The sequence below is a fragment of the Mycobacterium sp. NGS54 genome (assembly GCF_059812465.1).
Genome location: NZ_JCALCS010000004.1, coordinates 653,749 through 676,129, shown reverse-complemented (window position 1 = coordinate 676,129; position 22,381 = coordinate 653,749). Strand labels below are relative to the sequence as shown.

General features: G+C 70.3%; 23 protein-coding genes. 13 read left to right on the top strand and 10 right to left on the bottom strand.

Features of this window, described 5'->3' with window-relative positions; genetic code table 11:
- Positions 1–2: 2 nt before the first annotated feature.
- A complete protein-coding gene (locus AC5Y5E_RS15820) occupies positions 3–1,277 on the bottom strand; it encodes a polysaccharide biosynthesis protein (RefSeq protein ID WP_499903950.1) in 1,275 nt (424 codons plus the stop codon).
- Positions 1,278–1,368: 91 nt separating this feature from the next.
- On the opposite strand from AC5Y5E_RS15820, the gene AC5Y5E_RS15815 reads away from it, so the two are divergent.
- Positions 1,369–2,457, top strand: a complete 1,089-nt coding sequence (locus tag AC5Y5E_RS15815) for a DUF475 domain-containing protein (protein WP_499903890.1) — start codon at positions 1,369–1,371, stop codon at positions 2,455–2,457.
- Here the strand turns inward: AC5Y5E_RS15815 and AC5Y5E_RS15810 are convergent.
- Positions 2,454–3,155 carry a hypothetical protein gene (locus AC5Y5E_RS15810; protein ID WP_499903889.1) on the bottom strand — a complete coding sequence of 234 codons (702 nt, stop codon included), beginning with the start codon at positions 3,153–3,155 and terminating at the stop codon, positions 2,454–2,456. The two genes, AC5Y5E_RS15815 and AC5Y5E_RS15810, sit on opposite strands and share 4 nt — an antisense overlap.
- A 47-nt stretch (positions 3,156–3,202) precedes the next feature.
- Entirely contained in the window at positions 3,203–3,700 is a 498-nt protein-coding gene (locus AC5Y5E_RS15805; protein WP_499903888.1) for an inorganic diphosphatase, read from the bottom strand.
- Between the two features lie 115 nt (positions 3,701–3,815).
- Between AC5Y5E_RS15805 and dacB the strand changes: the two genes are divergently transcribed.
- The 4 genes from dacB to hpt are packed head-to-tail and all read left to right on the top strand — an operon-like array spanning position 3,816 to position 7,864.
- Entirely contained in the window at positions 3,816–5,201 is a 1,386-nt protein-coding gene (gene dacB / locus AC5Y5E_RS15800; protein ID WP_499903887.1) for a D-alanyl-D-alanine carboxypeptidase/D-alanyl-D-alanine endopeptidase, read from the top strand.
- Positions 5,198–6,271, top strand: coding sequence for a zinc-dependent metalloprotease (locus AC5Y5E_RS15795; RefSeq protein WP_499903886.1), 1,074 nt, complete (start codon positions 5,198–5,200; stop codon positions 6,269–6,271). Before dacB ends, AC5Y5E_RS15795 begins: the two co-directional genes overlap by 4 nt.
- The gene (tilS, locus tag AC5Y5E_RS15790) at positions 6,250–7,209 is read left to right on the top strand and encodes a tRNA lysidine(34) synthetase TilS (protein ID WP_499903885.1); all 960 of its coding nucleotides are present in this window, start codon (positions 6,250–6,252) and stop codon (positions 7,207–7,209) included. Before AC5Y5E_RS15795 ends, tilS begins: the two co-directional genes overlap by 22 nt.
- A gap of 43 nt (positions 7,210–7,252) precedes the next feature.
- Positions 7,253–7,864, top strand: coding sequence for a hypoxanthine phosphoribosyltransferase (gene hpt / locus AC5Y5E_RS15785; RefSeq protein WP_499903884.1), 612 nt, complete (start codon positions 7,253–7,255; stop codon positions 7,862–7,864).
- 41 nt (positions 7,865–7,905) lie between these two features.
- On the opposite strand, the gene AC5Y5E_RS15780 is transcribed toward hpt, so the two are convergent.
- Positions 7,906–8,616 (bottom strand): SIMPL domain-containing protein, encoded by a 711-nt coding sequence (locus AC5Y5E_RS15780; protein ID WP_499903883.1) that lies wholly within the window; start codon positions 8,614–8,616, stop codon positions 7,906–7,908.
- 295 nt (positions 8,617–8,911) lie between these two features.
- Between AC5Y5E_RS15780 and AC5Y5E_RS15775 the strand changes: the two genes are divergently transcribed.
- Together AC5Y5E_RS15775 and AC5Y5E_RS15770 are read left to right on the top strand one after the other, a co-directional pair.
- Positions 8,912–9,211, top strand: coding sequence for a PE family protein (locus AC5Y5E_RS15775; RefSeq protein WP_499903882.1), 300 nt, complete (start codon positions 8,912–8,914; stop codon positions 9,209–9,211).
- Between the two features lie 13 nt (positions 9,212–9,224).
- The gene (locus tag AC5Y5E_RS15770) at positions 9,225–10,439 is read left to right on the top strand and encodes a PPE family protein (protein WP_499903881.1); all 1,215 of its coding nucleotides are present in this window, start codon (positions 9,225–9,227) and stop codon (positions 10,437–10,439) included.
- Between the two features lie 28 nt (positions 10,440–10,467).
- Here AC5Y5E_RS15770 and AC5Y5E_RS15765 read toward each other — a convergent pair whose 3' ends face one another.
- A complete protein-coding gene (locus AC5Y5E_RS15765; RefSeq protein ID WP_499903880.1) occupies positions 10,468–10,758 on the bottom strand; it encodes a CDGP domain-containing protein in 291 nt (96 codons plus the stop codon).
- Positions 10,759–10,852: 94 nt separating this feature from the next.
- Entirely contained in the window at positions 10,853–11,206 is a 354-nt protein-coding gene (locus tag AC5Y5E_RS15760; RefSeq protein WP_499881533.1) for a hypothetical protein, read from the bottom strand.
- A 182-nt stretch (positions 11,207–11,388) separates the two neighbouring features.
- Here AC5Y5E_RS15760 and AC5Y5E_RS15755 point away from each other — a divergent pair, with 182 nt between their 5' ends.
- From AC5Y5E_RS15755 to AC5Y5E_RS15740, 4 genes are all read left to right on the top strand, one after another.
- On the top strand, positions 11,389–12,228 hold the full coding sequence (locus AC5Y5E_RS15755) for a PE family protein (protein WP_499903879.1): 840 nt from the start codon (positions 11,389–11,391) through the stop codon (positions 12,226–12,228).
- Positions 12,229–12,257: 29 nt separating this feature from the next.
- The gene (locus tag AC5Y5E_RS15750; protein ID WP_499903878.1) at positions 12,258–13,367 is read left to right on the top strand and encodes a PPE family protein; all 1,110 of its coding nucleotides are present in this window, start codon (positions 12,258–12,260) and stop codon (positions 13,365–13,367) included.
- A gap of 78 nt (positions 13,368–13,445) precedes the next feature.
- Positions 13,446–13,742, top strand: coding sequence for a WXG100 family type VII secretion target (locus AC5Y5E_RS15745; protein ID WP_499903877.1), 297 nt, complete (start codon positions 13,446–13,448; stop codon positions 13,740–13,742).
- Between the two features lie 29 nt (positions 13,743–13,771).
- Positions 13,772–14,056: a WXG100 family type VII secretion target gene (locus tag AC5Y5E_RS15740; RefSeq protein ID WP_499903876.1), complete on the top strand. Its 285-nt coding sequence runs from the start codon at positions 13,772–13,774 to the stop codon at positions 14,054–14,056.
- Between the two features lie 3 nt (positions 14,057–14,059).
- On the opposite strand, the gene AC5Y5E_RS15735 is transcribed toward AC5Y5E_RS15740, so the two are convergent.
- From AC5Y5E_RS15735 to AC5Y5E_RS15720, 4 genes are all read right to left on the bottom strand, one after another.
- Positions 14,060–15,964 carry a PE family protein gene (locus AC5Y5E_RS15735; protein WP_499903875.1) on the bottom strand — a complete coding sequence of 635 codons (1,905 nt, stop codon included), beginning with the start codon at positions 15,962–15,964 and terminating at the stop codon, positions 14,060–14,062.
- Positions 15,965–16,159: 195 nt separating this feature from the next.
- The gene (locus AC5Y5E_RS15730; RefSeq protein WP_499903874.1) at positions 16,160–17,173 is read right to left on the bottom strand and encodes a zinc-binding dehydrogenase; all 1,014 of its coding nucleotides are present in this window, start codon (positions 17,171–17,173) and stop codon (positions 16,160–16,162) included.
- Positions 17,173–18,363 carry an LLM class flavin-dependent oxidoreductase gene (locus tag AC5Y5E_RS15725; protein WP_499903873.1) on the bottom strand — a complete coding sequence of 397 codons (1,191 nt, stop codon included), beginning with the start codon at positions 18,361–18,363 and terminating at the stop codon, positions 17,173–17,175. The genes AC5Y5E_RS15730 and AC5Y5E_RS15725 overlap by 1 nt, the downstream gene beginning before the upstream one ends.
- Entirely contained in the window at positions 18,363–19,328 is a 966-nt protein-coding gene (locus tag AC5Y5E_RS15720) for an alpha/beta fold hydrolase (protein WP_499903872.1), read from the bottom strand. Before AC5Y5E_RS15720 ends, AC5Y5E_RS15725 begins: the two co-directional genes overlap by 1 nt.
- A gap of 79 nt (positions 19,329–19,407) precedes the next feature.
- Between AC5Y5E_RS15720 and AC5Y5E_RS15715 the strand changes: the two genes are divergently transcribed.
- Together AC5Y5E_RS15715 and ftsH are read left to right on the top strand one after the other, a co-directional pair.
- Positions 19,408–19,821 (top strand): VOC family protein, encoded by a 414-nt coding sequence (locus AC5Y5E_RS15715; protein ID WP_499903871.1) that lies wholly within the window; start codon positions 19,408–19,410, stop codon positions 19,819–19,821.
- A 183-nt stretch (positions 19,822–20,004) separates the two neighbouring features.
- Entirely contained in the window at positions 20,005–22,380 is a 2,376-nt protein-coding gene (gene ftsH, locus AC5Y5E_RS15710; protein ID WP_499903870.1) for an ATP-dependent zinc metalloprotease FtsH, read from the top strand.
- Position 22,381: the final 1 nt, after the last annotated feature.

Genomic DNA, 22,381 nt, shown 5'->3' with positions numbered 1-22,381 from the left:
GATCAGCCGGTTAAGCGTCCGGCGCGCGCGAGCGCCACCAGATGCACGCCGATTCCCACCATCGGTCCGCACAGCAGGCCGACCACGGTGCGCGTCTGAAGCGGAAGCGGCAACAACAGCAACAGCCCCGAGGCCACCGTCGCGCCGACCCACCCGAGCGCGTAGGCGCGGTGCAGCGCCGCGGCGACCGTGGCGGCACCGGTCAGCGTCAGGATCGCGATCGCCACGGCGGCCGTCGTCAGCCACGCCAGCAGCGCGCCGCTGGCCTCGTATTGCGGCCCGAAGGCGACCCGGAGCAGCCAGGGGCCGATCAGGCCCGCCGCCAGCACCCCGACCGCGCCGATGCCCCCGATGATCGCCGCCGGCGTGACCAGCGCCCGAAGCCGGTCGCTGCGCTCGTCGACGAAGTGCGCGATGAGGTTTCCCTGCATGGCGGTCAGCGGCACCAGCAGCGGCGCCCGGGTGAGCGTCACAGCCAGGATGATGACGCCGCCTTGGGCGCCCAGCTCGGTGCTGGTCAGCTTCAGCAGCACCGGAAACCCCATCACCAGGATCGCGCTGGCGCCGGCCGCGGTGATCGAGTGCGCGGCGCCGCGCAGGAAAGTCGACGTGCTGCCCGGCGTCAGCAGCCGGGCCGCCGCGCGGGCCGTGGGCGAGGCCGCCAGGACCATAAGCCAGGCCGTCGCGCCCGCCACCGTCGCCCACAGGAATCCGGTCAGGCCCCAGCCGAGCACGAACGTGGCGGCGGCGACCGTCACCCGGATGACCGCGTCGGTCACCATCAACGCGCCGTACGAGGTCCAGTGATTCGTCCCGGCCAGCATGCCCAGCAGGGTGGCGTGCAGGCAGAAGCCGGCCAGCCCGACGGAGAGCAGCCCCACCGACAACCAGCGGTCCTCGACGAATACCCGTGCGCTCCACAGCGGCGAGCTACCCGCGATCACGACGGCCGCGGCCACGCCGATCATCGCGGCGACGCGCAGGGGGTGGGTGCGGCTGACCGGCGCCGCCCCGATGTCTGTCAGGTAGCTCTCCGAGCGGACCTCGCGGGTGGTTTCCTGCAGCAGGCCGAAGGCGGCCCCGGTGACCAGACCGAACGCCCCCCAGAACACCCCGAATACCGAAAAGCCGCGCGGGGCCAGGTCGCGCGCGGCCAGGTAGATCACCGCGTACCCGCACAGGGCGGTCAGCGCGGTGGCGACGGCGACCCGGGCGACGCTGCCGCGCGCGACCGGGCCGGCCCCGGTGGAGGCTGGGGTACCGCCGGCTTCGGGCATCGCCACAATTTGAAAATAGTAAGTGCGTCGACGCCGGCGGCCCGTGCCGGCAAAGCTGTCGCTATTGTGGGCGGCTGTTGGGGAAGGATCCATGGCCGCGTTCCGCATCTTCGGGATCTCACTGATTGTCACGGTCGCGGCCCTCGCGATCGGATATCTGCACGGCGGCCCGAACGCCCTCTTTTTGCTGCTGGTGCTGGCCGTCCTCGAGGTGTCGCTGTCGTTTGACAACGCCATCATCAACGCAGCGATCCTGAAGCGGATGAGCCCGTTTTGGCGGCAGATGTTCCTGACGGTGGGGATTCTGATCGCCGTCTTCGGCATGCGGCTGTTCTTCCCGCTGCTCATCGTCTGGGCCACCGCCGGCCTCGGACCGGTTCGCGCGTTCGAGTTGGCGCTCAATCCGCCGCCGAACCGCGCCATGGAATTCCCGGACGGCTCGCCCAGCTACGAAAAACTGATCGCGGCCGCCCACCCCCAGATCGCGGCGTTCGGCGGGATCTTCCTGCTGATGCTGTTCTTGGATTTCGTGTTTTACGACCGGGACATCAAGTGGCTCAAGTGGATTGAGGTCCCATTCGCCCGCATCGGGCGGCTCGGTCAGGTGTCGGTGGTGGTGGCCGGCGTCGCGCTGATCCTGGTGGCGACGGAGCTCACGCACTCCAACGACGAGCGTGCGACGGTGCTGATCGCCGGGGTGCTGGGCCTGATCTCCTATCTGGTCGTCAACGGTTTGAGCCGGGCGTTTCGGCCCCAGGACCTCGAGGCGGTGACGGACGGCAAGCCGGCCGGCAGCGCGGTCGGTAAGGCCGGGCTGACGCTGTTTGTCTACCTCGAGGTGCTCGACGCCGCGTTCTCCTTCGACGGCGTCACCGGCGCCTTCGCGATCACCTCCGACCCGATCGTGATCGCGCTGGGCCTGGGGCTGGTGGGCTCGATGTTCGTGCGGTCGATCACCATCTACCTCGTCCAGCAGGACGCGCTGGACCGCTACGTGTACCTGGAACACGGCGCGCACTGGGCGATCGGCGCGCTGTCGGTGATCATGCTGATGTCCATCGAGCCGCGATTCCAGGTGCCCGAGGCCGTCACCGCCTCGGTGGGCGTCGTCTTCATCGGGGCCGCCCTGGGCTGGAGCGTGCTGCGCAATAGGCGCCAGGCCGCCGCGGCGGCGCGTTAGGCCTCGATCTGGCCGGCGATCCGCCGCTCGATGGCCGCCCGCGCCGGCGCCGGCAGGACGATCAGCCCGTCGAGTTCCTTGGTGGCTCGCAGGTAGGCGGTCTGTCGCTCCTCACGCGTGGCCCCCTCGTCCTGAGCCAGGTGCAGCAGGTGCTGCGCGCGCGCCATCCGTTGCTGGTCGTCCTCCGAGAAGTCGCTGCGGCGCCGGCGAATCGCCTCGGCCTCGGCGATCTCGAAGGCGCTGATGTACTCGTGGACGGCGTCGCGGTATTCCACCTGCGCGGCCCGATCGCCAGCGAGGGTCTCGACGTCCGAGGGCCGGTCCGGGCGCAGCAGGTCCGCGCGGCGCTTGGCCCTGTGAAACGCGATGGTCAGCGGGTCGCGCATGTCCGTCATCATCGGGAAGTCCAGCAATTTGGCGACGTCGAGTTCGTAGTCGAACCACCGCGCGTCGGTACGGTCATGCGACGCAATGATTTTGGTGAGCTCTCGGCGCGAGCCGTCCCTGGTGTCGCGGTTGCGCCCGGCCGCCTCCGCCGCGGCGATCTTGGCCTGCTGCTTCAGCCGGTAGCGCTCCAGCCGTCGGTCGGCCCGACGCTCGTTGGCGGCGACGACCGCCCGCACGCCCGCGCCGACCGAGCCGCCCAGCGGGAAGATCAGCCACCAGAAATTGGAGGCGAAATGCCACAACGGGGTCACATCGCCAGGATGCCACCGAGCGGCGGCGAGCGGTTTCGCTCAGAGCGTTAGCCGCGTCTGTGCCCGGACGCCTTGAACCGCTCGACCGAACGCTGCACCTCGGCCTCGGCTTCGGCGCGGTCGACCCAGTCGGCGGTCTTGACGTACTTGCCCGGTTCCAGGGCTTTGTACTGCGAGAAGAAGTGCTTGATGACATCCAGTTCGAAGGGCGGCACGTCGCCGATGTCCTGGATGTGCTTCCACCGATGGTCGCCGGCCGGCACGCACAGCACCTTGTCGTCGCCGCCGGCCTCGTCGACCATCCGGAACATTCCCACCGGGCGCGCCTCCACGATCACGCCGGGGAACACCGACTGCGGCAGCAGCACCAGCGCGTCCAGCGGGTCGCCGTCCTCACCCAGGGTGTCGTCGATGAAGCCGTAGTCGGTGGGGTAGGCCATCGAGGTGTAGAGGTAGCGGTCCAGCCGCACCCGGCCCGTCTCGTGATCGACCTCGTACTTGTTGCGTTGACCTTTCGGAATTTCGATGGTGACGTCGAATTGCACCGCGCGGGCTCCTTCACGAGGGGTGGACCGGGGTCGGTCGGTTGGGTCGGGCATCACCCTAGTCGAGCGCATTGCGGTCGATTCGGCAGAATGGGTTCAAACAGTCAGGAGAGTGATGGGTCCTACTCGCTGGCGGAAATCCACCCAGGTGTTCATCGGGTTGGCCGTGCTGGCGTTCGTCGCCGCGGTGGTGGCTGCGGCAACGTTTTTCACCACCGGAGGTCACGGCGTCGGCGCCTCGCACGTGCCGGTGCCGCCGCCGCGCCCGCCGACGGTCAAGCCGGGCGTGGTCCCGGTCGTCGACACCGCCGAGACGCCGAGCCCGGCCGGGGTGGCCGCCGCGCTGGCGCCGGCGGCCGCCGATCCCAACCTGGGCCGGCTGGGTGGCCGGATCACCGACGCCATCACCGGCAAGGAACTCTGGCGGGTCGCCGACGACCTGCCGCTGGTGCCGGCATCGACCAACAAGGTCCTGACCGCCGCGGCGGCGCTGCTGACGCTGGACCGTCAGGCCCGGATCAGCACCCGGGTGGTCGCGGGCAGCCAGAACGCCCAAGGGCCCGTCGTGCTGGTGGGCGCCGGGGATCCGGTGCTGTCGGCGGCACCGCCGGGAGTGGAGCCCTGGTACCGCGGCGCGGCGCGCATCAGCGATCTCGCCGAGCAGGTGCGGCGCAGCGGGGTGACCCCGACCGCGGTGCAGGTGGACATCTCGGCGTTCAGCGGACCGACGATGGCGCCGGGCTGGGACCCGGCCGACGTCGACAACGGTGACATCGCGCCGATCGAGTCGGTGATGATCGACGCCGGCCGCATCCAGCCGACCACGGTCAACTCGCGGCGGTCCAAGACGCCGGCGCTGGACGCCGGGCGGGAGCTGGCCAAGGCGCTCGGCCTGGACCCCGGCGCCGTCACGGTCGCCACGGCGCCGTCCGGAGCCCGGCAGCTGGCCGTCGTGCAGTCCGCGCCGCTGGTCCAGCGGCTGTCCGAGATGATGGACCACTCCGACAACGTGCTGGCCGAGTGCATCGCCCGGGAGGTCGCCGCCGCGATCAACCGGCCGCAGAGCTTCGCCGGCGCCGTCGATGCGGTCACCAACCGGTTGAGCACCGCGCACGTGGACACCGCCGGCGCCAGGCTGGTGGATTCCAGCGGGCTTTCCGTCGACGACCGGTTGACGGCCAAGACGCTGGACGGGGTGGTGCAGGCCGCCGCCGGACCCGACCAGCCGGCGCTGCGGGCGCTGCTGGATCTGCTGCCGATCGCCGGCGGCAGCGGCACGCTGGGCGACCGGTTCCTCGACGCCGCCACCGACCGCGGCCCCGCCGGCTGGCTGCGCGCCAAGACGGGCTCGTTGACCGCCGTCAACTCGTTGGTCGGGGTGCTCACCGACCGCAGCGGGCGGGTGCTGACGTTCGCGTTCCTGTCCAACGACGCCGGCCCGAACGGCCGCAACGCGATGGACGCCCTGGCCACCAAGCTCTGGTTCTGCGGGTGCGCATGACCGCCTCGTCCAGCCTGACCCTCGGGACCGCCGTCGACTGGCGGTTCGCCGCGACCGTCGGGCAGCGCCTGGCCCGGCCCGGCCCGGCGGCCAGCGACTACACCCGCCGCCAGGTGGTCGAGGAGCTGACGAGCGCGGCCGCGAAGGCCGAACCGCCGGTGCGCGACGTCACCGGCCTGATCACCGACGATGTGGTTCCTTCGGCCCGCATCGTCGACCGCCTGCAGTGGATCGGCGCGGCGGCCGAGTCGATGCGGGTGATGACCAACGGAACCGACAAGCCGCGCGGGTTTTTCACCGGCCGGATCACCGGCGCGCAGACGGGCGCCGTGCTGGCGTTCGTGTCGTCGGGGATCCTCGGGCAGTACGACCCGTTCGCGAGGGGCCTGGAGGCCGCCAACGAGGGAAGCCTGCTGCTGGTGTATCCGAACGTCATCGCCGTCGAGCGCCAGCTCCGGGTCAACCCCTCCGACTTCCGGCTGTGGGTGTGCCTGCACGAGGTGACCCATCGGGTCCAGTTCACCGCCAACCCGTGGCTGTCCGGCTACATGTCGCAGGCGCTGGGGCTGCTGACGCAGGACGCGGGGGAGGACATCCGGGAGGTGGCGACCCGGCTCGCCGAATTCGTCCGCCATCGCGCCGGCGGCGCGGATGGCTCTGCGGCATCGGACGGCACCTCCTCGGGGATTCTCGGCCTGGTGCGCGCGGTGCAGTCCGAGCCGCAACGCGAGGCCCTGGACCAGCTGCTCGTGCTCGGCACCCTGCTGGAGGGCCACGCCGATCACGTGATGGATGCCGTCGGGCCGGTCGTGGTGCCGTCGGTGGCCACCATCCGCCGCCGATTCGACGAGCGCCGCCACCGCAAACAGCCACCGCTGCAGCGGGTGCTGCGTGCGCTCCTCGGCCTCGACGCCAAGCTCAGCCAGTACACCCGCGGCAAGGCGTTCGTCGACCACGTCGTGGGCAAGGTCGGGATGCAGCGGTTCAACACCGTCTGGTCGGGCCCCGAAACGCTGCCGCTGCCCGCCGAAATCGAAGACCCCCAGCGATGGATCGACAGGGTGCTGTAGGGCAGCTGCGCACGGCTGTCGAGGCTTTCGCCAATACCTATCTCGCCACCGGAAAGCGGTGGCGCGTGGCGCTATCCGGCGGCCCCGACTCCCTGGCGCTCACCGCGGTCGCCGCCCCGCTTCGCCCCACCACCGCCGTGATCGTCGACCACGGCCTGCAGCCCGGCTCGGCCGCCGTCGCCGAGACCGCCCGCAAGCAGGCGCTCGCACTGGGATGTGTTGATGCGCAAGTGCTTTGCGTGGAGGTGGGCAAGGACGGCGGCCCGGAGGCGGCGGCCCGCGCGGCCCGCTATGCGGCGCTGAGCGCCTGCGGCGACGACCCGGTGCTGTTGGCGCACACGCTCGACGATCAGGCGGAGACGGTGCTGCTGGGGCTGGGCCGCGGCTCCGGGGGGCGCTCGATCGCCGGGATGCGGCCGCACGATCCCCCGTGGTGCCGCCCGCTGTTGGGGGTGCGGCGGTCCGCGACGCACGCCGCGTGCGCGGAACTGGGGCTGACCGCCTGGCAGGACCCGCACAACACCGACCGCCGCTTCACCCGCACCCGGCTGCGCCTCGAGGTGCTGCCCCTGCTGGAGGACGTGCTGGGCGGCGGCGTAGCCGAGGCGTTGGCGCGCACCGCGACCGCGTTGCGCGAGGACACCGACATGATCGACGCGCTCGCCGCGCAGGCGCTGCCCGGGGTGCGGACGGGCGCGGGACTCGAGCCCCGGGCACTGGCTGCGCTGCCGGACCCGGTTCGACGACGGGTGATCCGCGCCTGGTTGCTGGCCGGCGGCGCGACGGGGTTGACCGACAAGCAGATTCGCGGTGTCGACACGCTTGTCACGGCGTGGCGCGGGCAGGGTGGGGTCGCGGTGGGCTCCGCGCTGCGCGGCGAGCGGTTGATCGCCGGGCGGCGCGACGGCGCGCTGACGATGTGGCGGGAGCCTGTGTAAACGGGGGCGGTCATTGGTTATTCGGCCGCCGGCGTGGCACTCTGTGGGCGTGGCCCAGATCTCCCCGGCTGTCACCCCCGCGCAGCCCGTGGAGCTGTATCCGGGGGATATCAAGTCGGTGCTGCTCACGGCCGAGCAGATTCAGGCCCGCATCGCCGAACTCGGCGAGGAAATCGGCAACCAGTACCGCGACATTGCCGCCCAGTCCGGCGAGGACCTGTTGCTGATCACCGTGCTCAAGGGCGCGGTGATCTTCGTCACCGACCTGGCCCGCGCGATCCCGGTGCCCACCCAGTTCGAATTCATGGCCGTGAGTTCCTACGGCTCCTCGACATCCTCGTCGGGCGTGGTGCGGATCATGAAGGACCTGGACCGCGACATCCACGACCGCGACGTGCTGATCGTCGAGGACGTCGTCGACTCCGGGCTGACCCTGTCGTGGTTGCTGCGCAACCTCAAGAGCCGGCACCCGCGTTCGTTGCGGGTGTGCACGCTGCTACGCAAGCCCGACGCGATGCGCGCCAAAGTCGAGATCGCCTACGTGGGCTTCGACATTCCGAACGATTTCGTGGTGGGCTACGGCCTGGATTACGACGAGCGCTACCGCGACCTGTCGTACATCGGCACCCTGGATCCCAGGGTCTACGAGCAGTAGCTAGCGGCGCAGCCGGGGCGCGGCGGGTCGCCGCCATTGGGTTAGTCCAGTTCCCACACCGCGGTCACCGAGAAACCCACGGTCTGCTGGCCGGGTTCCAGCGGGACCGCGGCCGTGCTGCGCGGCGGCGCCGGCGGGCCGCCGGGCGCGGGCGCGCCGCCGGACACCTCCGAGATGGACAGCACCCGGCCCAGCCGCAGGCCGGACAGCTGGGCGTACTGGTCGGCGCGGGCCTTGGCGTCGTCGAATGCCCGCGCGCGGGCGTCCTTGACCAGCTGCGAGTCGTCGGCGATGGAGTAGCTGACCGAGCTGATCCGGGTGGCGTCGCCGCCGGTGGTGACGATCAGGGCCAGCATCCGTGACGCGGCGTCGGTCGGGTGGATCTTGACCCGGATCGCGTTGGTCGCGCGATAGCCGCTGATCGTCGCGGTGCCGCTGCCGTACTGCGGCTCCAGGGTGACGGTGGTGGTGCCGATGTCCTTGCGGTCCAGCCCCGCGCCGACGAGCGCGTTGATCACCGCCTGCTGCCGATCGTTGGTCTGGTTCATCGCGGCGGTGACGTCGGGTGCGGTGAATTCGATGCCGGCATCGGCGGTCAAGGTGTCTGGGACACCCTGGACCTGCCCCGAGCCGACGACGGTCACTTGGCGCGGATTCGCCCCCGGCGCCGGCGCGGCGTTGTGCTTGTCGCAGGCCGACAGCGCGGCGACGGTCAATCCGGCGGCGGCCAATGCGATCGATTTGCGGACCATGCGTGGACCATAACGCGTCCGGGCGGGTTTTTACCGTCGGCAAAGCCTAGTGCGTGTCGGGGCAATCGTTCCGAAATTCATGTCGAACTCTAATCATATTGGTTTGCAACATCTTTCATGCCATTCGCAAAAGGCGCAGCACATTGGGGCAGCTACATGAACAGTTTTCGGCCCGCCAATGAACACGGCGGATGAAGGGTTGCGATGCCCGCAGGTGGCAGGCCTAACCTCTGAGCTGCTTCGGTGACGTCGTGGTGCCGAAATCCATTGATTGCGCAAACTTTTGGGAGGACACATGTCGATCGTGATCACACAACCCGAGATCCTGGCCGGGGCCGCCGCGGAAATGCAGGCCCTGAATGCGTTGGTGGCGGCCGGAAATGCCGCCGCGGCCGCCCCGACGACCGGGGTGGTCCCCGCGGCCGCGGACCTGGTGTCGATGTTGACCGCGGCGCACTTCGCTTCGCACGCAAGGCTTTACCAAGAGGTCAGCGCCCAGGCAGCGGCTCTGCGCGATCTGCTGGCGACGACGCTCGGCGTCAGCGCCGGCTCGTATGAGGCCACCGAAGCCGCCAACACCAACGCGGTCGGTTAGGCGAGAGGGAGCCATGTTGGATTTCGCGCAGTTGCCGCCGGAGATCAACTCCGCGCTGATGTATTCCGGTCCCGGATCGGCACCCATGCTGAATGCCGCGGCCGCCTGGGAAGCGCTGGCCACCGAGCTGCAGGACACGGCGTCGTCCTACCGGTCGCTGATCGCAGGCCTGACCGACGGGCCATGGCAGGGTCCGGCCGCGGCGGCGATGGCGGCCGCGGCCGGATCCCAGGTCGGGTGGCTGAGCGCCACCGCCGGGCAAGCCGGGGAGGCCGCGACCCAGGCCGCGGCGGCGGCGGGTGCCTACGAGGCGGCGTTTGCCGCTACGGTGCCACCGCCGGTGATCGCGGCCAACCGGGCGCTATTGATGGCCCTGTTGGCGACCAATTTTCTGGGCCAGAACACCGCGGTGATCGCGGCCACCGAGGCGCAATACGGCGAAATGTGGGCGCAGGACGCGGCCGCGATGTACGGCTATGCGGGTTCGTCGGCTGCCGCCTCGGCGCTGACGCCGTTCGGCCCGGCGGCGCCGGCCACCGATCCGGCCGGCCTGGGTGCACAGGCCGCGGCGGTGGCACAGGCGGCCGGGGCGGCTACCGGTGCGCAGGGCCTCTACGGGATTCCCAATGTGCTGTTCGGTCTGGCCGGTCTGACGAATTCGCCCCCCTGGCTCGTCAACCCCGCCGCCGCGCTCGGCCTGACCGGGCACGCCTGGAACAGCAACGGCGACGGCATCATCGTGGCCGGAGCGCTCGGGGACCTGGTGGAGGGCCTGACCGGTTCGGCGACGGTCGACGCCAGCTCGGGTTTCGACGCCTTCATCCGACTGATCTCTCCCACAAGGCTTTTCACGACGGCGTTCAAGGACATCCAGGGCCTGGCGCAGGCGGTGATGCCGCAGGCCGCCAAGGCCGCCGAGGGGGCGGCCAAGGCCGTCGAGTCGGTGCCCCACGCCATCTCGGGCGCCGCCGGGACCATCGGCCGGGCGACATCGGTTGGGGGACTGTCTGTTCCGGCGTCCTGGGCGGGTGTCGTCCCGCCGGCCAGCCCCGCCGTTGTGACGCTCAATGGCCTCGGGGCCGGCGCGGCCGCCGCCGAACCCGCCACCAATGCCGTCGGCGGCGTGCCTCTGATGGGGAGTGGGGGCGGCCGCGGCGTCGCGCATTTCGCCGCTCCCCGATACGGATTCAAGCCCACGGTGGTGCCTCAGCCGTCCGTCGGGGGATGACGGCTAAGCGCGGGAGCCGACCGGAATATCAGCCGTCGAGGTGCGTCGGTGGGTCGGCGAAGCCGAAGCCCCCGGGATATTGGCCAGGACCCATCAAATCGCAGCGCCTTTCGGGCACCAGGAAGGAACTGGCGCCGCTGGGGATCAGGTGGGTGAACGTGACACAACGTTGCCAGGTGCCGTCCGGCTGGATGGGGTCGTCGCACTTGCTGAGGAAAGGCCCTCCGTACAAACAGCCGGCGCTGGCCGGCGGCGCCGACGCGATCAGCCCTGCGGCCATCAGCACTACGGTCAGCGCGGCGACGATGCAGTGTTTCATGGTTTCTCCCGTCACATCGCGGCGCGTCGAGGGGCCCGGCCAGTAAGAGTGACGCTACCGCTTAGGCGGCGTCTTGCCGGTGCCCGAGTGCGACCTAGTCGCGTGGCTGCTCCGGCGGCGGATTCGGGATCTGCAGCACTCGCTGGCGGGTGGTGACCTTGAAGGGGTCGAGGGCCGGCGGGCCGTCCAAGGCCTCGCGCACGTCATCGAGCGTGATGAGGCCGAGTTCGACCTGCAGCCACGTGGCGCTGAGCCCGAAGGCGTGAGCCGCGCGCCGGGCTTCCTCTGCATCCGGAAAGTCGTCTGCGTTTGCCCGCCCGACACCGCCGTACCACCGGCCCTTGGTGACGCCGCAGGCGTCACGCAGCTGCTCAATGGTGATATCGCGGTTCAGCGTCGCCTCGAGCAGGCGCTTCAGCCCCCAGCCGGCTGCGTTGGTTCGTGGCATGCCTCCCAGAGTAACCGGATGCCAAAACACGGTCAAAGCGTCCCGAACTGCGATCTATGCCCACACTTCAAGAATTCCTAACAAATAACTAGACAGCGATTCATAATTTATGACATAGTCTCCTCACAACGTCAGGCAGTGCCGGACTTCGGCACCGCGTTTCGCATCAGGAGGAACACCACATGTCGTTTGTCGTCACCGTGCCGGAGCTGCTGGAAGCGGCCGCCGGCCGGCTGCACGTTATCGGCGCCGCCGTCAGCGCGGCCAGCGTGACCGCCGCGTTTCCGATCACCGGAGTCATCCCGGCCGCGGCCGACGGGGTCTCGGCGGCGACGGCGGCAGCGTTCTCCGGCTACGGCCAGGTCTACCAGGCGATCAGCGCCGAGGCGGCCCTGATCCACGACGAGTTCGTCAGGGCCCTCGGGCTCGGCGCCAACTCGTATGCCGCCACCGAGGCGGCGAACGCGGCGCAGGCCGGGGGTGTCCGCGTGGCGCATGTCGCGCCGGCCCGCATGGCCCCGACCGCGCCCGCCCGCATGACGCACGTCGCGCCCCCTCGGCCCGCCCCCACGCCGCCGGTCTCCCCCGTCTATGGCGCTGCGCCCGGAGGGCGGGCGTCGTACGGCGGCGGCTATGGCGGCGCCCGGCCGGCGACGCATGGCGGGGGTTACGCCGGCGGCAACTATGGCGGCGGTCGCGTGGATCCCTACGCGCGATTCAGCTACGGCGGTCACACGGCGCCGTACGCGGGCGGCTACGGCGCCCACGCTGCGCCCGCCGCACCCGCCCACCCGGCGCCCGCCCACCCCGCGCCAGCCGCGCCGGCCCACCCGGCGCCCACCCAGCACGCTCCGGCCGCGCCCGTCACGCCCGTCGGCCCGGCGACCGCGCCGGCGATGCCCGCTCAGCCGGTGACTGTTCAGCCCGCACCCAATTACCCGGGGACCATTCAGACCGAGCACTACGTTCCCGCCTACCCGTCACCCGCCGGCCCCACGCAGGCCTTGCCGGCGCGCGCCTAGCGACAACCACTCAAAGAAGGGATCTACCAATGGACTTCGCCGCGTTGCCTCCGGAGATCAACTCCGCGCTGATGTATGCGGGCCCCGGCTCGGCGCCCATGCTTGCCGCGTCGGCGGCCTGGGACGGCTTGGCCGCCGAGTTGCGTTCGGCCGCAACCAGTTACGGGTCGGTGATCTTGGAGCTCGCCGACGCCGGTTGGCAGGGCCCGTCATCGGTAGCAATGGCAAGCGCCGCCGCGCCGTACGTCGCGTGGATGCACAGTACCGCCGCGCAGGCCGAGCAGGCCGGTCTGCAGGCGGCCGCCGCGGCCGCCGCGCACGAAGCCGCGTTTGCCGCCACGGTGCCACCGCCGCTCGTCGCCGCCAACCGCGCCCTGCTGATGACTTTGGTCGCGACCAACTTCCTGGGCATCAACACCCCGGCGATCGCGGCTACCGAGGTGCAGTACGCCGAGATGTGGGCCCAAGACGCCGCCGCGATGTACGCCTACGCCGCATCCTCGACGACGGCGTCCGCGCTGACCCCGCTGGCGACGGCACCGGTCACCACGAACCTGGTGGGCTTGGCCGGCGCCGCCATCGGAACCGCCGTCACCAATCTGGAGGGCGCGGCGCAGGGCCTGGGCACTCAGGCGGTGATGGGGCTGTCGGCGATTCCGGCGGAGATCAACGCGGCCGGGTCCTCGTTGATCAGTGGCTTCCAGTCCGGCATTGGCGAATTCGCGCAACTGATCGGCGCGCCCCTCGGGCAGGGCACGGGCGCGACGACGACGGCGAACCCGGGCGTGATCGCGCCGATGGTCGCACCCGACCCGGCCGTGCGGCCGGCGTTCATGCCCGCGACGCCCACCGTGCCGCCGATGCGCGTGACGCCGGAGATGGGCATGCCCGCCCGGCTGGCGCCGTCGGCGGCGTTCGGTCAGGCCGCGTCGGTCGGGGGTGTGTCGGTGCCCTCGGGTTGGATGCCGGCATCGGTCCCGGCCGCTGAGGCAACCGCCGTCGCACCGATATCGGGCGCCCCCGCGGCGTCGCCGATGATGGCCCGGAGCATCCCCGCGACCACGGTCGCGGGCATGGAGATGCGCGCGTCCGCCGCCGAGTTGCCGCGAGTGAGCGTGCTGCCGCGCGTGGTCGGATGACGGGGGGAGGTAGCAGCTTCCGCGATCCATCGATGACCAATCGGCAACTACCACAACTTCTTTCGAAGGAGAAACGAAATGACCGCACGATTCATGACCGACCCGCACGCGATGCGGGACATGGCGGGCCGCTTCGAGGTCCACGCCCAGACCGTCGAGGACGAGGCCCGCAAGATGTGGGCGTCCTCGCAGAGCATCGCCGGCGCGGGCTGGAGCGGCCAGGCGCAGGCGACCTCGCTGGACACGATGGGCCAGATGAATCAGGCTTTCCGCAACATCGTCACCATGCTGCACGGGGTGCGCGACGGCCTGGTCCGCGACGCCAACAACTACGAGCAGCAAGAGCAGGCCTCGCAGCAGGTCCTGAGCAGCTAGCCCACCGAGAAGAACAGGAGAGCATTCGCATGACCATCAACTACCAATTCGGCGATGTCGACGCCCACGGCGCCACCATCCGCGCGCAGGCCGCCTCGCTGGAAGCCGAACACCAGGCCATCGTTCGCGATGTGCTTGCCGCCGGGGACTTTTGGGGCGGCGCCGGCTCGACGGCCTGTCAGCAGTTCGTCGCCGAGCTGGGCCGCAACTTCCAGGTGATCTACCAACAGGCCGATGCCCACGGCCAGAAGGTTCAGACCGCCGGCAGCAACATGGCCAGCACCGACAGCACGGTCGGGTCCAGCTGGGCGTAGGTGTTAGAGGCCGCCGCCCCCACCGCCCGCGCCGCCATCGGCCTCGGCACTGCCGCCGGCATTAGCCCCGCCGCCGCCGCCCCCGCCTCCAATGCTGGCCTGGCCGCCGGTGCCCGGGTTGGCGGTGGCGGCGGCGGAGGCGCCGTCACCGGACACGCCGTCATTCCCGGCGCCGCCGATCGTCTGGCCGGTGCCGCCGGCCCCGCCCGGGCCACCGGCCGCGCTACCGAAGTTGACGACGGCGCTGCCGCCTTGGCCGCCGCCGGCGCCGGGGCTACCGGGGATGGCGGCACCGCCCCCGCCCCCACCACCGGCACTGGCGATCCCGGAGGCGGAGTTGTTGTTGACGAAGCCGCCGGTACCCCCATCCCCGGCGGTAAAGAAGTTGCCTGCGGCGATGGCTCCGTCGGAGCCGGATTGGCCGGGGGCCAGTGCGATGCCGATGCCGGCCGCGCCGCCTCCGCCGCCTCCACCGCCGGGGCCTCCCGAAATGGCTTGGGCGCCGCCGCCGCCGAAACCGCCGTTGCCGGTGGCGTGTTGCACGCCTACGACGGCCGTGCCGAAACCGCCGTTGCCGCCGTTGCCGCCCCGGCCCGCGCTGCCGCCGGCGGTGCTGAGGCCGCCGGCCCCACCGCCGCCGCCGCCCCCGCCAGCTGCGGAGGCGGCGACCGTCGCGACGACGGTGGCGTCGCCGCCATTGCCGCCGTTCCCGCCGTTGCCACCCGTGACGCCGGTGCCGCCGGTGCCGCCGTTGCCGCCGAGTCCACCGCCGAACACCGAACTGCCGCTGCCGTTGAAGTTGCTGTCGCCGCCGTCGCCGCCGAGGCCCCCTTGACCGCCGGCGCCGCCGGCGCTGTTCCCGCCGTGGCCGCCGGCGCCCCCACCGCCCGGGTCACCGAAAGGCACGGCACCCGCGCCGCCGCCCTTGCCGCCGGTGCCGCCGGTGCCGCCGGTACCCGCCGCGCCCGCGGTCGCGCCGGTGCCGCCCGCGCCGGCGTCCCCACCGTTGCCGCCCACGCCGCCGTGGCCGCCGCCGGAGCCGGTGTCGGCGTGGCCGGCGCCGCCCTGGCCGCCCTGGCCGCCGTCGCCGCCCTGGCCGCCGTTGCCGGCGTGGCCGAAGAACGAGCCATTGCCGCCGGCACCGCCCTGGCCGCCGTGGCCGCCGGTGCCACCGCCGGTGCCGTTGGCGGAGCTGGTGGGGGTGACACCGGCGCCTCCCATCCCGCCGGCCCCGCCGTTGCCGCCGCCACCGCCGCTGCCGTAAAACAGGCCGCCGTTGCCCCCCGCTCCGCCGGCCCCGCCGGCACCGCCCGACCCGCCGTTGGTGCCGCCGCCGGACGTCGAGCCCGCGGGACCGGTAATGCCGGTCCCACCGGCCCCGCCCTGCCCGCCGTTGCCGAAGAACCAGGCGTTGCCGCCTTTCCCGCCGGGCTGCCCGGGCGCGCCTGACCCGCCGTCGCCGCCGGGGCCGAACAAGAGCCCGCCCGGACCGCCGGGCTGACCCGTCCCGGGCGCCCCATTGGTGCCCTTGCCGATCAACGGCGTCCCCAACAACAGCTCGGTGGGCAAATTGATCACCCCTCGCACGTCTTGCCAGAGGGGCCAGAGCGCCTGCAACGGCGAGGCGTTGGCGGCCTCGGTGGCCGCATAGGCGCCCCCGGCGGCGTGCAATGCCTGCACGAACTGGTCTTGAAACGCCGCCGCCCGAGCGCCGAAGTTCTGAAAGGCCTGCCCGTGCCCGGAGAACAGCGACGCGATCGCCGCCGAAATCTCATCCTCGGCGGCGGCCGCCACCGCGGTTGTCGGGCCGGCGGCCATCGCATGCGCGGCGCTCAACGCCGAGCCGATGCCCGCCAGATCCGACGCAGCGAAAGCCATAACCTCGGGGACCGCCACCACATATGACATCGCTTGCCCTTTCGATTGCTGACCCGAAGGTTGCAAAGCATATGCGAGCCGGACCCCGCCCGGGTGAATTCGGCGAACTTTTGAGCGCCCGCAGTCCCGTGCGCCGAAGGACGCTTTGTGGACGCGTACAAGGACTCTCGCGACGAGCGCGCGCCCCGGGAACCGCGCGCAGTTAATCGTCGAGGCCGAGTCGGCCTAAGGCGTCACGAGAATCTTGCAGTGCCGCTCGGGGTCGGCCAGGTCGTCGAAGGCCTGGCCGACTCCGTCCAGCCCGACCTCCCCGGTGATCACCGGGGAGACGTCGATGTCGCCCTCGGCCAGCGCGCGCAGCGAGTCGCCGAACTCCTCCGGGGTGTAGGCGAGGACGAACTGCACGCTGATCTCCTTGGCGATCGCGAAGAAGGGATGCACGGTGTCGGTCTGCATGCACACCCCCGCGACGATCAGGCGGGTGCCCGGCCGGGCGCGGCGCAGCACATCGTCGATGATGCCCGGCACCCCGATCGCCTCGAACACGACCGCGGGTTTGACGGAGTCGAAGGGTGATCCCTGGGCCGCGTCGAGCGTCTGGTGGGCGCCCATCGCGGTGGCCAGCTCGCGTCGCTTCGGCGAGAAATCCGCTGCCGCAATCGTTTCGACGCCGCGCGCCCGAAGGGCCGCGATGATGGCGATGCCGATCGGACCGCAACCGAGCACCAGGGCGGTGTCGCCCGGCGCGATGTTGGATTTGTTGACGGCGTGCAACCCCACCGCCATGGGTTCGGTCAACGCGGCATGCTTGAAGTCGAGGCCGTTGGGGATGGTCAACAGCAGTGGGGCCGAAAGCAGCATCCGTTCGGCGTAGCCGCCGATCGTGCTGTTGCTGTAGACGATCGGCTCGACCCCCTTGTTGGACAACAGGACCGGGAGCGAGGTGACCATGGTCCCCGGCGGATGGGTGTCCGTGTCGGGCCCGGCCTCGAGCACCTCGGCGCTGAATTCGTGACCCATGTAGACGTCGCTGTTCAGGTCGACGCCCATGCCCCCGGCGCCGGCGGCCACCTGCGCCGTCATCTCCATGACCTGGTCCCCGTGGGCGGCGAAATGCAAGTCGGAGCCGCAGATTCCGCACGCGCGCACGCCGACCAGCACCTGTCCCGGCCCGGGCACCGGCTCGGGCACGTCGTCGCGGTAAACCATCCGGCCTTCTCGTAACACCGAAGCGCGCATCAGCTTTCCACACCTTTCTGCTCGTCGACATGCTCGGTGATGGCCTTGACGATGGCATCGCCGGCGCGCCCGATCAGTTCGTCGCGTTTGGCCCGGGCCCAGTCGTGAGACGACCGCGACGCTTCGAGCTGCCCCTTGAAATGGGGAATCACCTTGCGGGCCATCAGGTCATAGCAGTGGTAAGTCGCTTCCGGTGAGGCCCAATCGTGGCCGAGCATCAGCAACGTCCCGAAACCGCCCGACCGTTCGAGCAGGTCTTCGATGTGCGCGATCGCGTCGTCCGGCGTTCCGATACAGCAATTGCCCTTGGCGGCATAGTCCGCGACGAACTCGTGCGGCGTCTGAGCCTCGCCGTCGACCGCGTTGGACAGCGGCACGAATCCCGCCGCACCGAAGTAGTTCGCGAAATCCTGTAGCCCGTAGGTGCAATCGTCGATGGCCTGCTCGCGGCTGTCGGCAATGTGCATGATGCTCAAGACGCGCCAGGAAGCGCGGTCCGGCTCGCCGCGCCCGACCTTGGCGGCCTGCTCGCGCACCACCTCCCAGGTGTTCTCCAGCGCCGCGTAACCGCCCGGCACCGACATCGACAGCGACAACAGCGACGTGCCCAGCGCACCCGCCAGCCGCGGGCCGGACGGCGAAATCATTGCCGCCGTGGAGATCTCCGGGTAGGGCCACGTGTAGGGGCGGATGTGCAATTGCGCGTCGCGCAGCGTGAACCAGTCGGTGTGACGGTCGACCCGTTCGGACGGGCCCGCGCGGAACAGCGCCAGGATCGCCTCGAGGGATTCCTGCATCATGTGTCGCTGGTCGACCGGGTCGATGCCCATCATGTACGCGTCCGACGGCAGCGCGCCGGGTCCGGTGCCGAACATCACCCGGCCGCGGGTCAGGTGGTCCAGCAGCACCCAGCGGTCGGCCACCATCAGCGGATGGTGGTAGGGCAGCGACACCACCCCGGTGCCCAGCCGGATGTGCTTGGTCCGTTCCGCCGCGGCCGCGATGAACACCTCCGGACAGGCGATCAGCTCGTAGCCACCCGAGTGGTGCTCGCCGAACCAGGCTTCGTCGAACCCGAGGCGGTCCAGCGCGACGACACGCTCCATGTCGTATTCCAGTGCGACCGTGGGGGATTGGCCGACGGGATGAAAAGGCGTGATGAAGACGCCGAACCGCAGCGGGACACTCATTACCATTCCACTCCTTTGAGGAACTCGAGCAGTGCCGCATTGACCTCGTCAGGCCGTTCCTGCTGCAGCCAATGTCCGGCCCCGTCGATCATCACCTCGCGGTAGGGGCCGGAGATCACCTCCGAAACGCGGTCGCGGCTGGTGAAGGACAGCACCGGATCGCCGGTTCCGGCGATAAAGATGCACGGCACGTCGATCTTCGCGCCGTCGAGTTCGGCGGTGGTCTCCCAGTTGCGGTCGAAATTGCGGTACCAGTTCAGGCCCCCGGTGAATCCGGTACGGGAGAACTCGGCGATGTAATGGTCGAGTTCGTCCTGGCTGATCCAGTCCGGCAGCCCGTCGGGCTCGGGAAGCCGATCGATGAAGCCCTCGGGCCCGGGCGCGGCCATCCGCATGAGCGCGTCCGCTCCGCCGGAACCGTTCAGGCCGCCCATCATCCGTCGCATGGTTCGGGCGGGGTCGCCGCCGAGTTCGGCGTCGGCGACTCCGGGCTCCTGGAAATAGAGGATGTAGAAGAAGTTCTCGCCGAACAGCTTGCGCCACGCCCGCGTCGGCGCCACGTGCGAGCGGGGCAGCGCCGGCACGCTGAGCGCGGCGACCGCCGCGACCCGGTCCGGGTGCAGCAGCGGCGCGTGCCACGCGACGGGCGCACCCCAGTCGTGTCCGATCCACACGGCGCGCTCGGCGCCGACGTCGTCGAGCAACCCGACCAGGTCGGCGGTCAACTCGTGAATGTTGTACGCCTCGATCGCATCCGGACGGGATGAGCCGCCGTAGCCGCGCTGGTCGGGCGCCAGTACGTGATAGCCGGCCTCGGCGAGGACCGGGATCTGGTGTCGCCATGAATAGGCCAGCTCGGGAAAGCCGTGGGCCAGGATCACCGCGGGCGCGCCGCGCTCTCCCGCCTCGGTCACCCGCAATTGCACGCCATTTGTGTCTACTAACCGCTGGGTTGACGAAACCACCGTCTCACCAAATCACAAGGATCCCGGGCTGAGAAGGGCTTCTTTATCGCCTGCGTCGCCCCGCCCCATAATTTGGGGCATGCGATTGGACCACGTGGTTCTCTGGACGATCGACGCACGGGCGGCGATGGATTTCTACACGAGAGTGGTCGGGCTGGCGCCGGTGCGCTTCGCGGAGTTCGAGGCCGGCGAGGCGCCCTTCCCGAGCGTGCGGGTGTGCGACGACTCCATCATCGATCTGATGCCGCTTGAGATGGCTTCGGCCGCGGCGTCGTCCGCGGTGGCCGAGGGAAGCGCCGGCCGACCCGTCAACCACGTCTGCCTCGCGCTGTCGAAGGCCGAGTACGACGCGCTGGATGCGCGCCTGCATGAAGAAGGCGTGGACACCAGCGCGCGGCTGACCCACAGCTTCGGGGCCCGAGGGTGGTCACCGCAGACGTACTACTTCGCCGACCCCGACGGCAATGTGGTCGAGGCCCGCTACTACGAGTGAGGGCCCCTCGCGCCGCGATTGTGTGGTTTGCCACGTCGGGAACCAGACCGGGAACCGCCGCTCGTTATCCCGTGAGGATGCTGCGCCCTGGCTCGCCGGGGCTGGCGATCGACACTAGCGGTAGCCTGGACTTTTGCAGCTTCGTGTATCGGGGAAGGACCTGGCCGACGAGGCCGATGATTGATGAACCGGAAAAACGTGATTCGCACCCTCACGGCGATCGCCGTTGTGGTGCTGCTGGGTTGGTCGTTTTTTTACTTCAGTGACGACACCCGCGGTTACAAACCCGTCGACACCTCGGTGGCGATGTCCCAGATCAGCGGCGACAACGTCAAGAGCGCGCAGATCGACGACCGCGAGCAGCAGCTGCGGTTGACCCTGAAGAAGGGCAACAAGGACACCGACAACTCCGAAAAGGTCATCACCAAGTACCCCAGCGGATACGCGGTCGACCTGTTCAACGCGCTCAACACGAAGAACGCGAAGGTCAGCACCGTCGTGAACGAGGGCAGCATCCTGGGCGAGCTGCTCGTCTACGTGCTGCCGCTGCTGTTGCTGGTGGGCCTGTTCGTGATGTTCTCCCGCATGCAGGGCGGCGCCCGGATGGGCTTCGGGTTCGGCAAGTCCCGGGCGAAGATGCTCAACAAGGACATGCCCAAGACCACTTTCGCCGACGTCGCGGGCGTCGACGAGGCGGTCGAGGAGCTCTACGAGATCAAGGACTTCCTGCAGAACCCCAGCAGGTACCAGGCGCTGGGCGCCAAGATCCCCAAGGGCGTGCTGCTCTACGGGCCGCCCGGAACCGGCAAGACGCTGCTGGCCCGCGCCGTGGCGGGCGAGGCCGGGGTGCCGTTCTTCACGATCTCAGGCTCCGACTTCGTCGAGATGTTCGTCGGCGTCGGCGCCTCGCGGGTGCGCGACCTGTTCGAGCAGGCCAAGCAGAACAGCCCGTGCATCATCTTCGTCGACGAGATCGACGCGGTGGGCCGACAGCGCGGCGCCGGGCTGGGTGGCGGCCACGACGAACGCGAGCAGACGCTCAACCAGTTGCTGGTCGAGATGGACGGTTTCGGCGAACGCGCCGGAGTGATTCTCATCGCCGCTACCAACCGGCCAGACATCCTGGACCCGGCGCTACTGAGGCCCGGCCGATTCGACCGCCAGATCCCGGTGTCCAACCCCGACCTGGCGGGCCGCCGCGCGGTGCTGCGGGTGCATTCCAAGGGCAAGCCGATCGCGCCCGACGCCGACCTGGACGGGCTGGCCAAGCGGACCGTCGGCATGACCGGTGCCGACCTGGCCAACGTGATCAACGAGGCGGCGCTGTTGACCGCTCGCGAGAACGGCACCGTCATCACCGGCCCCGCCCTCGAGGAGGCGGTGGACCGGGTGATCGGCGGCCCCCGCCGCAAGGGCCGGATCATCAGCGAGCACGAGAAGAAGATCACCGCCTACCACGAGGGCGGGCACACCCTGGCGGCCTGGGCGATGCCCGACATCGACCCGGTCTACAAGGTGACGATCCTGGCCCGGGGACGCACCGGCGGCCATGCGGTGGCGGTCCCGGAGGAGGACAAGGGCCTGCGGACCCGCTCGGAACTGATCGCGCAGCTGGTTTTCGCGATGGGTGGGCGTGCCGCCGAGGAACTGGTGTTCCGCGAGCCCACCACGGGTGCGGTGTCCGACATCGAGCAGGCCACCAAGGTCGCCCGCTCGATGGTCACCGAGTTCGGGATGAGTTCCAAGCTGGGGGCCGTCAAGTACGGCACCGAGCACGGCGACCCGTTCCTCGGCCGCACCATGGGCAATCAGGCCGACTACTCGCACGAGGTCGCCCGCGACATCGACGACGAGGTGCGCAAGCTGATCGAGGCCGCGCACACCGAGGCGTGGGAAATCCTCACCGAATACCGCGACGTGCTCGACACCCTGGCCGGCGAACTGCTCGAAAAAGAAACCCTGCACCGGCCCGAGCTGGAGGGCATCTTCTCCGGCGTCGAAAAGCGTCCTCGGCTCACCATGTTCGACGACTTCGGTGGCCGCATCCCGTCGGACAAACCGCCGATCAAGACGCCCGGCGAGCTGGCCATGGAGCGTGGCGAGCCGTGGCCCCCACCGGTCGTCGAGCCCGCCTTCAAGGCGGCCATCGCACAGGCCACCCAGGCCGCCGAGGCCGCCCGGGCGGAGGCCGACAGAAACGCCAACGGCCCCAACGGTTCTCACGGTGGCCAACCCGGCGGCGATCGCGAGCCCGCTCCGCACGGCCCGACCCAGCCGGACTACGGCGCCCCGGCGGGCTGGCATGCGCCGGGATGGCCGCCGCCCCAACCGCAGCAACACCAGCCGAACTCCTGGTATCCGCCTGCGCAGCCCCCGCAGCAGCCCTATTGGCCGCAGCCGGTGCCGAGCTATCCGGGCCAGCCGGGGCCGCCCGCGTATCCGCCATACCCGCCGTATCCGCCCTATCCGCCGCCCGGTCAATCCCATCCGGATGTCGGAAAGTCTCCCGACAAAGAGGCTGACGACGTGAGCCGGTCCAACCCGCCGGCGCACGGCTGAC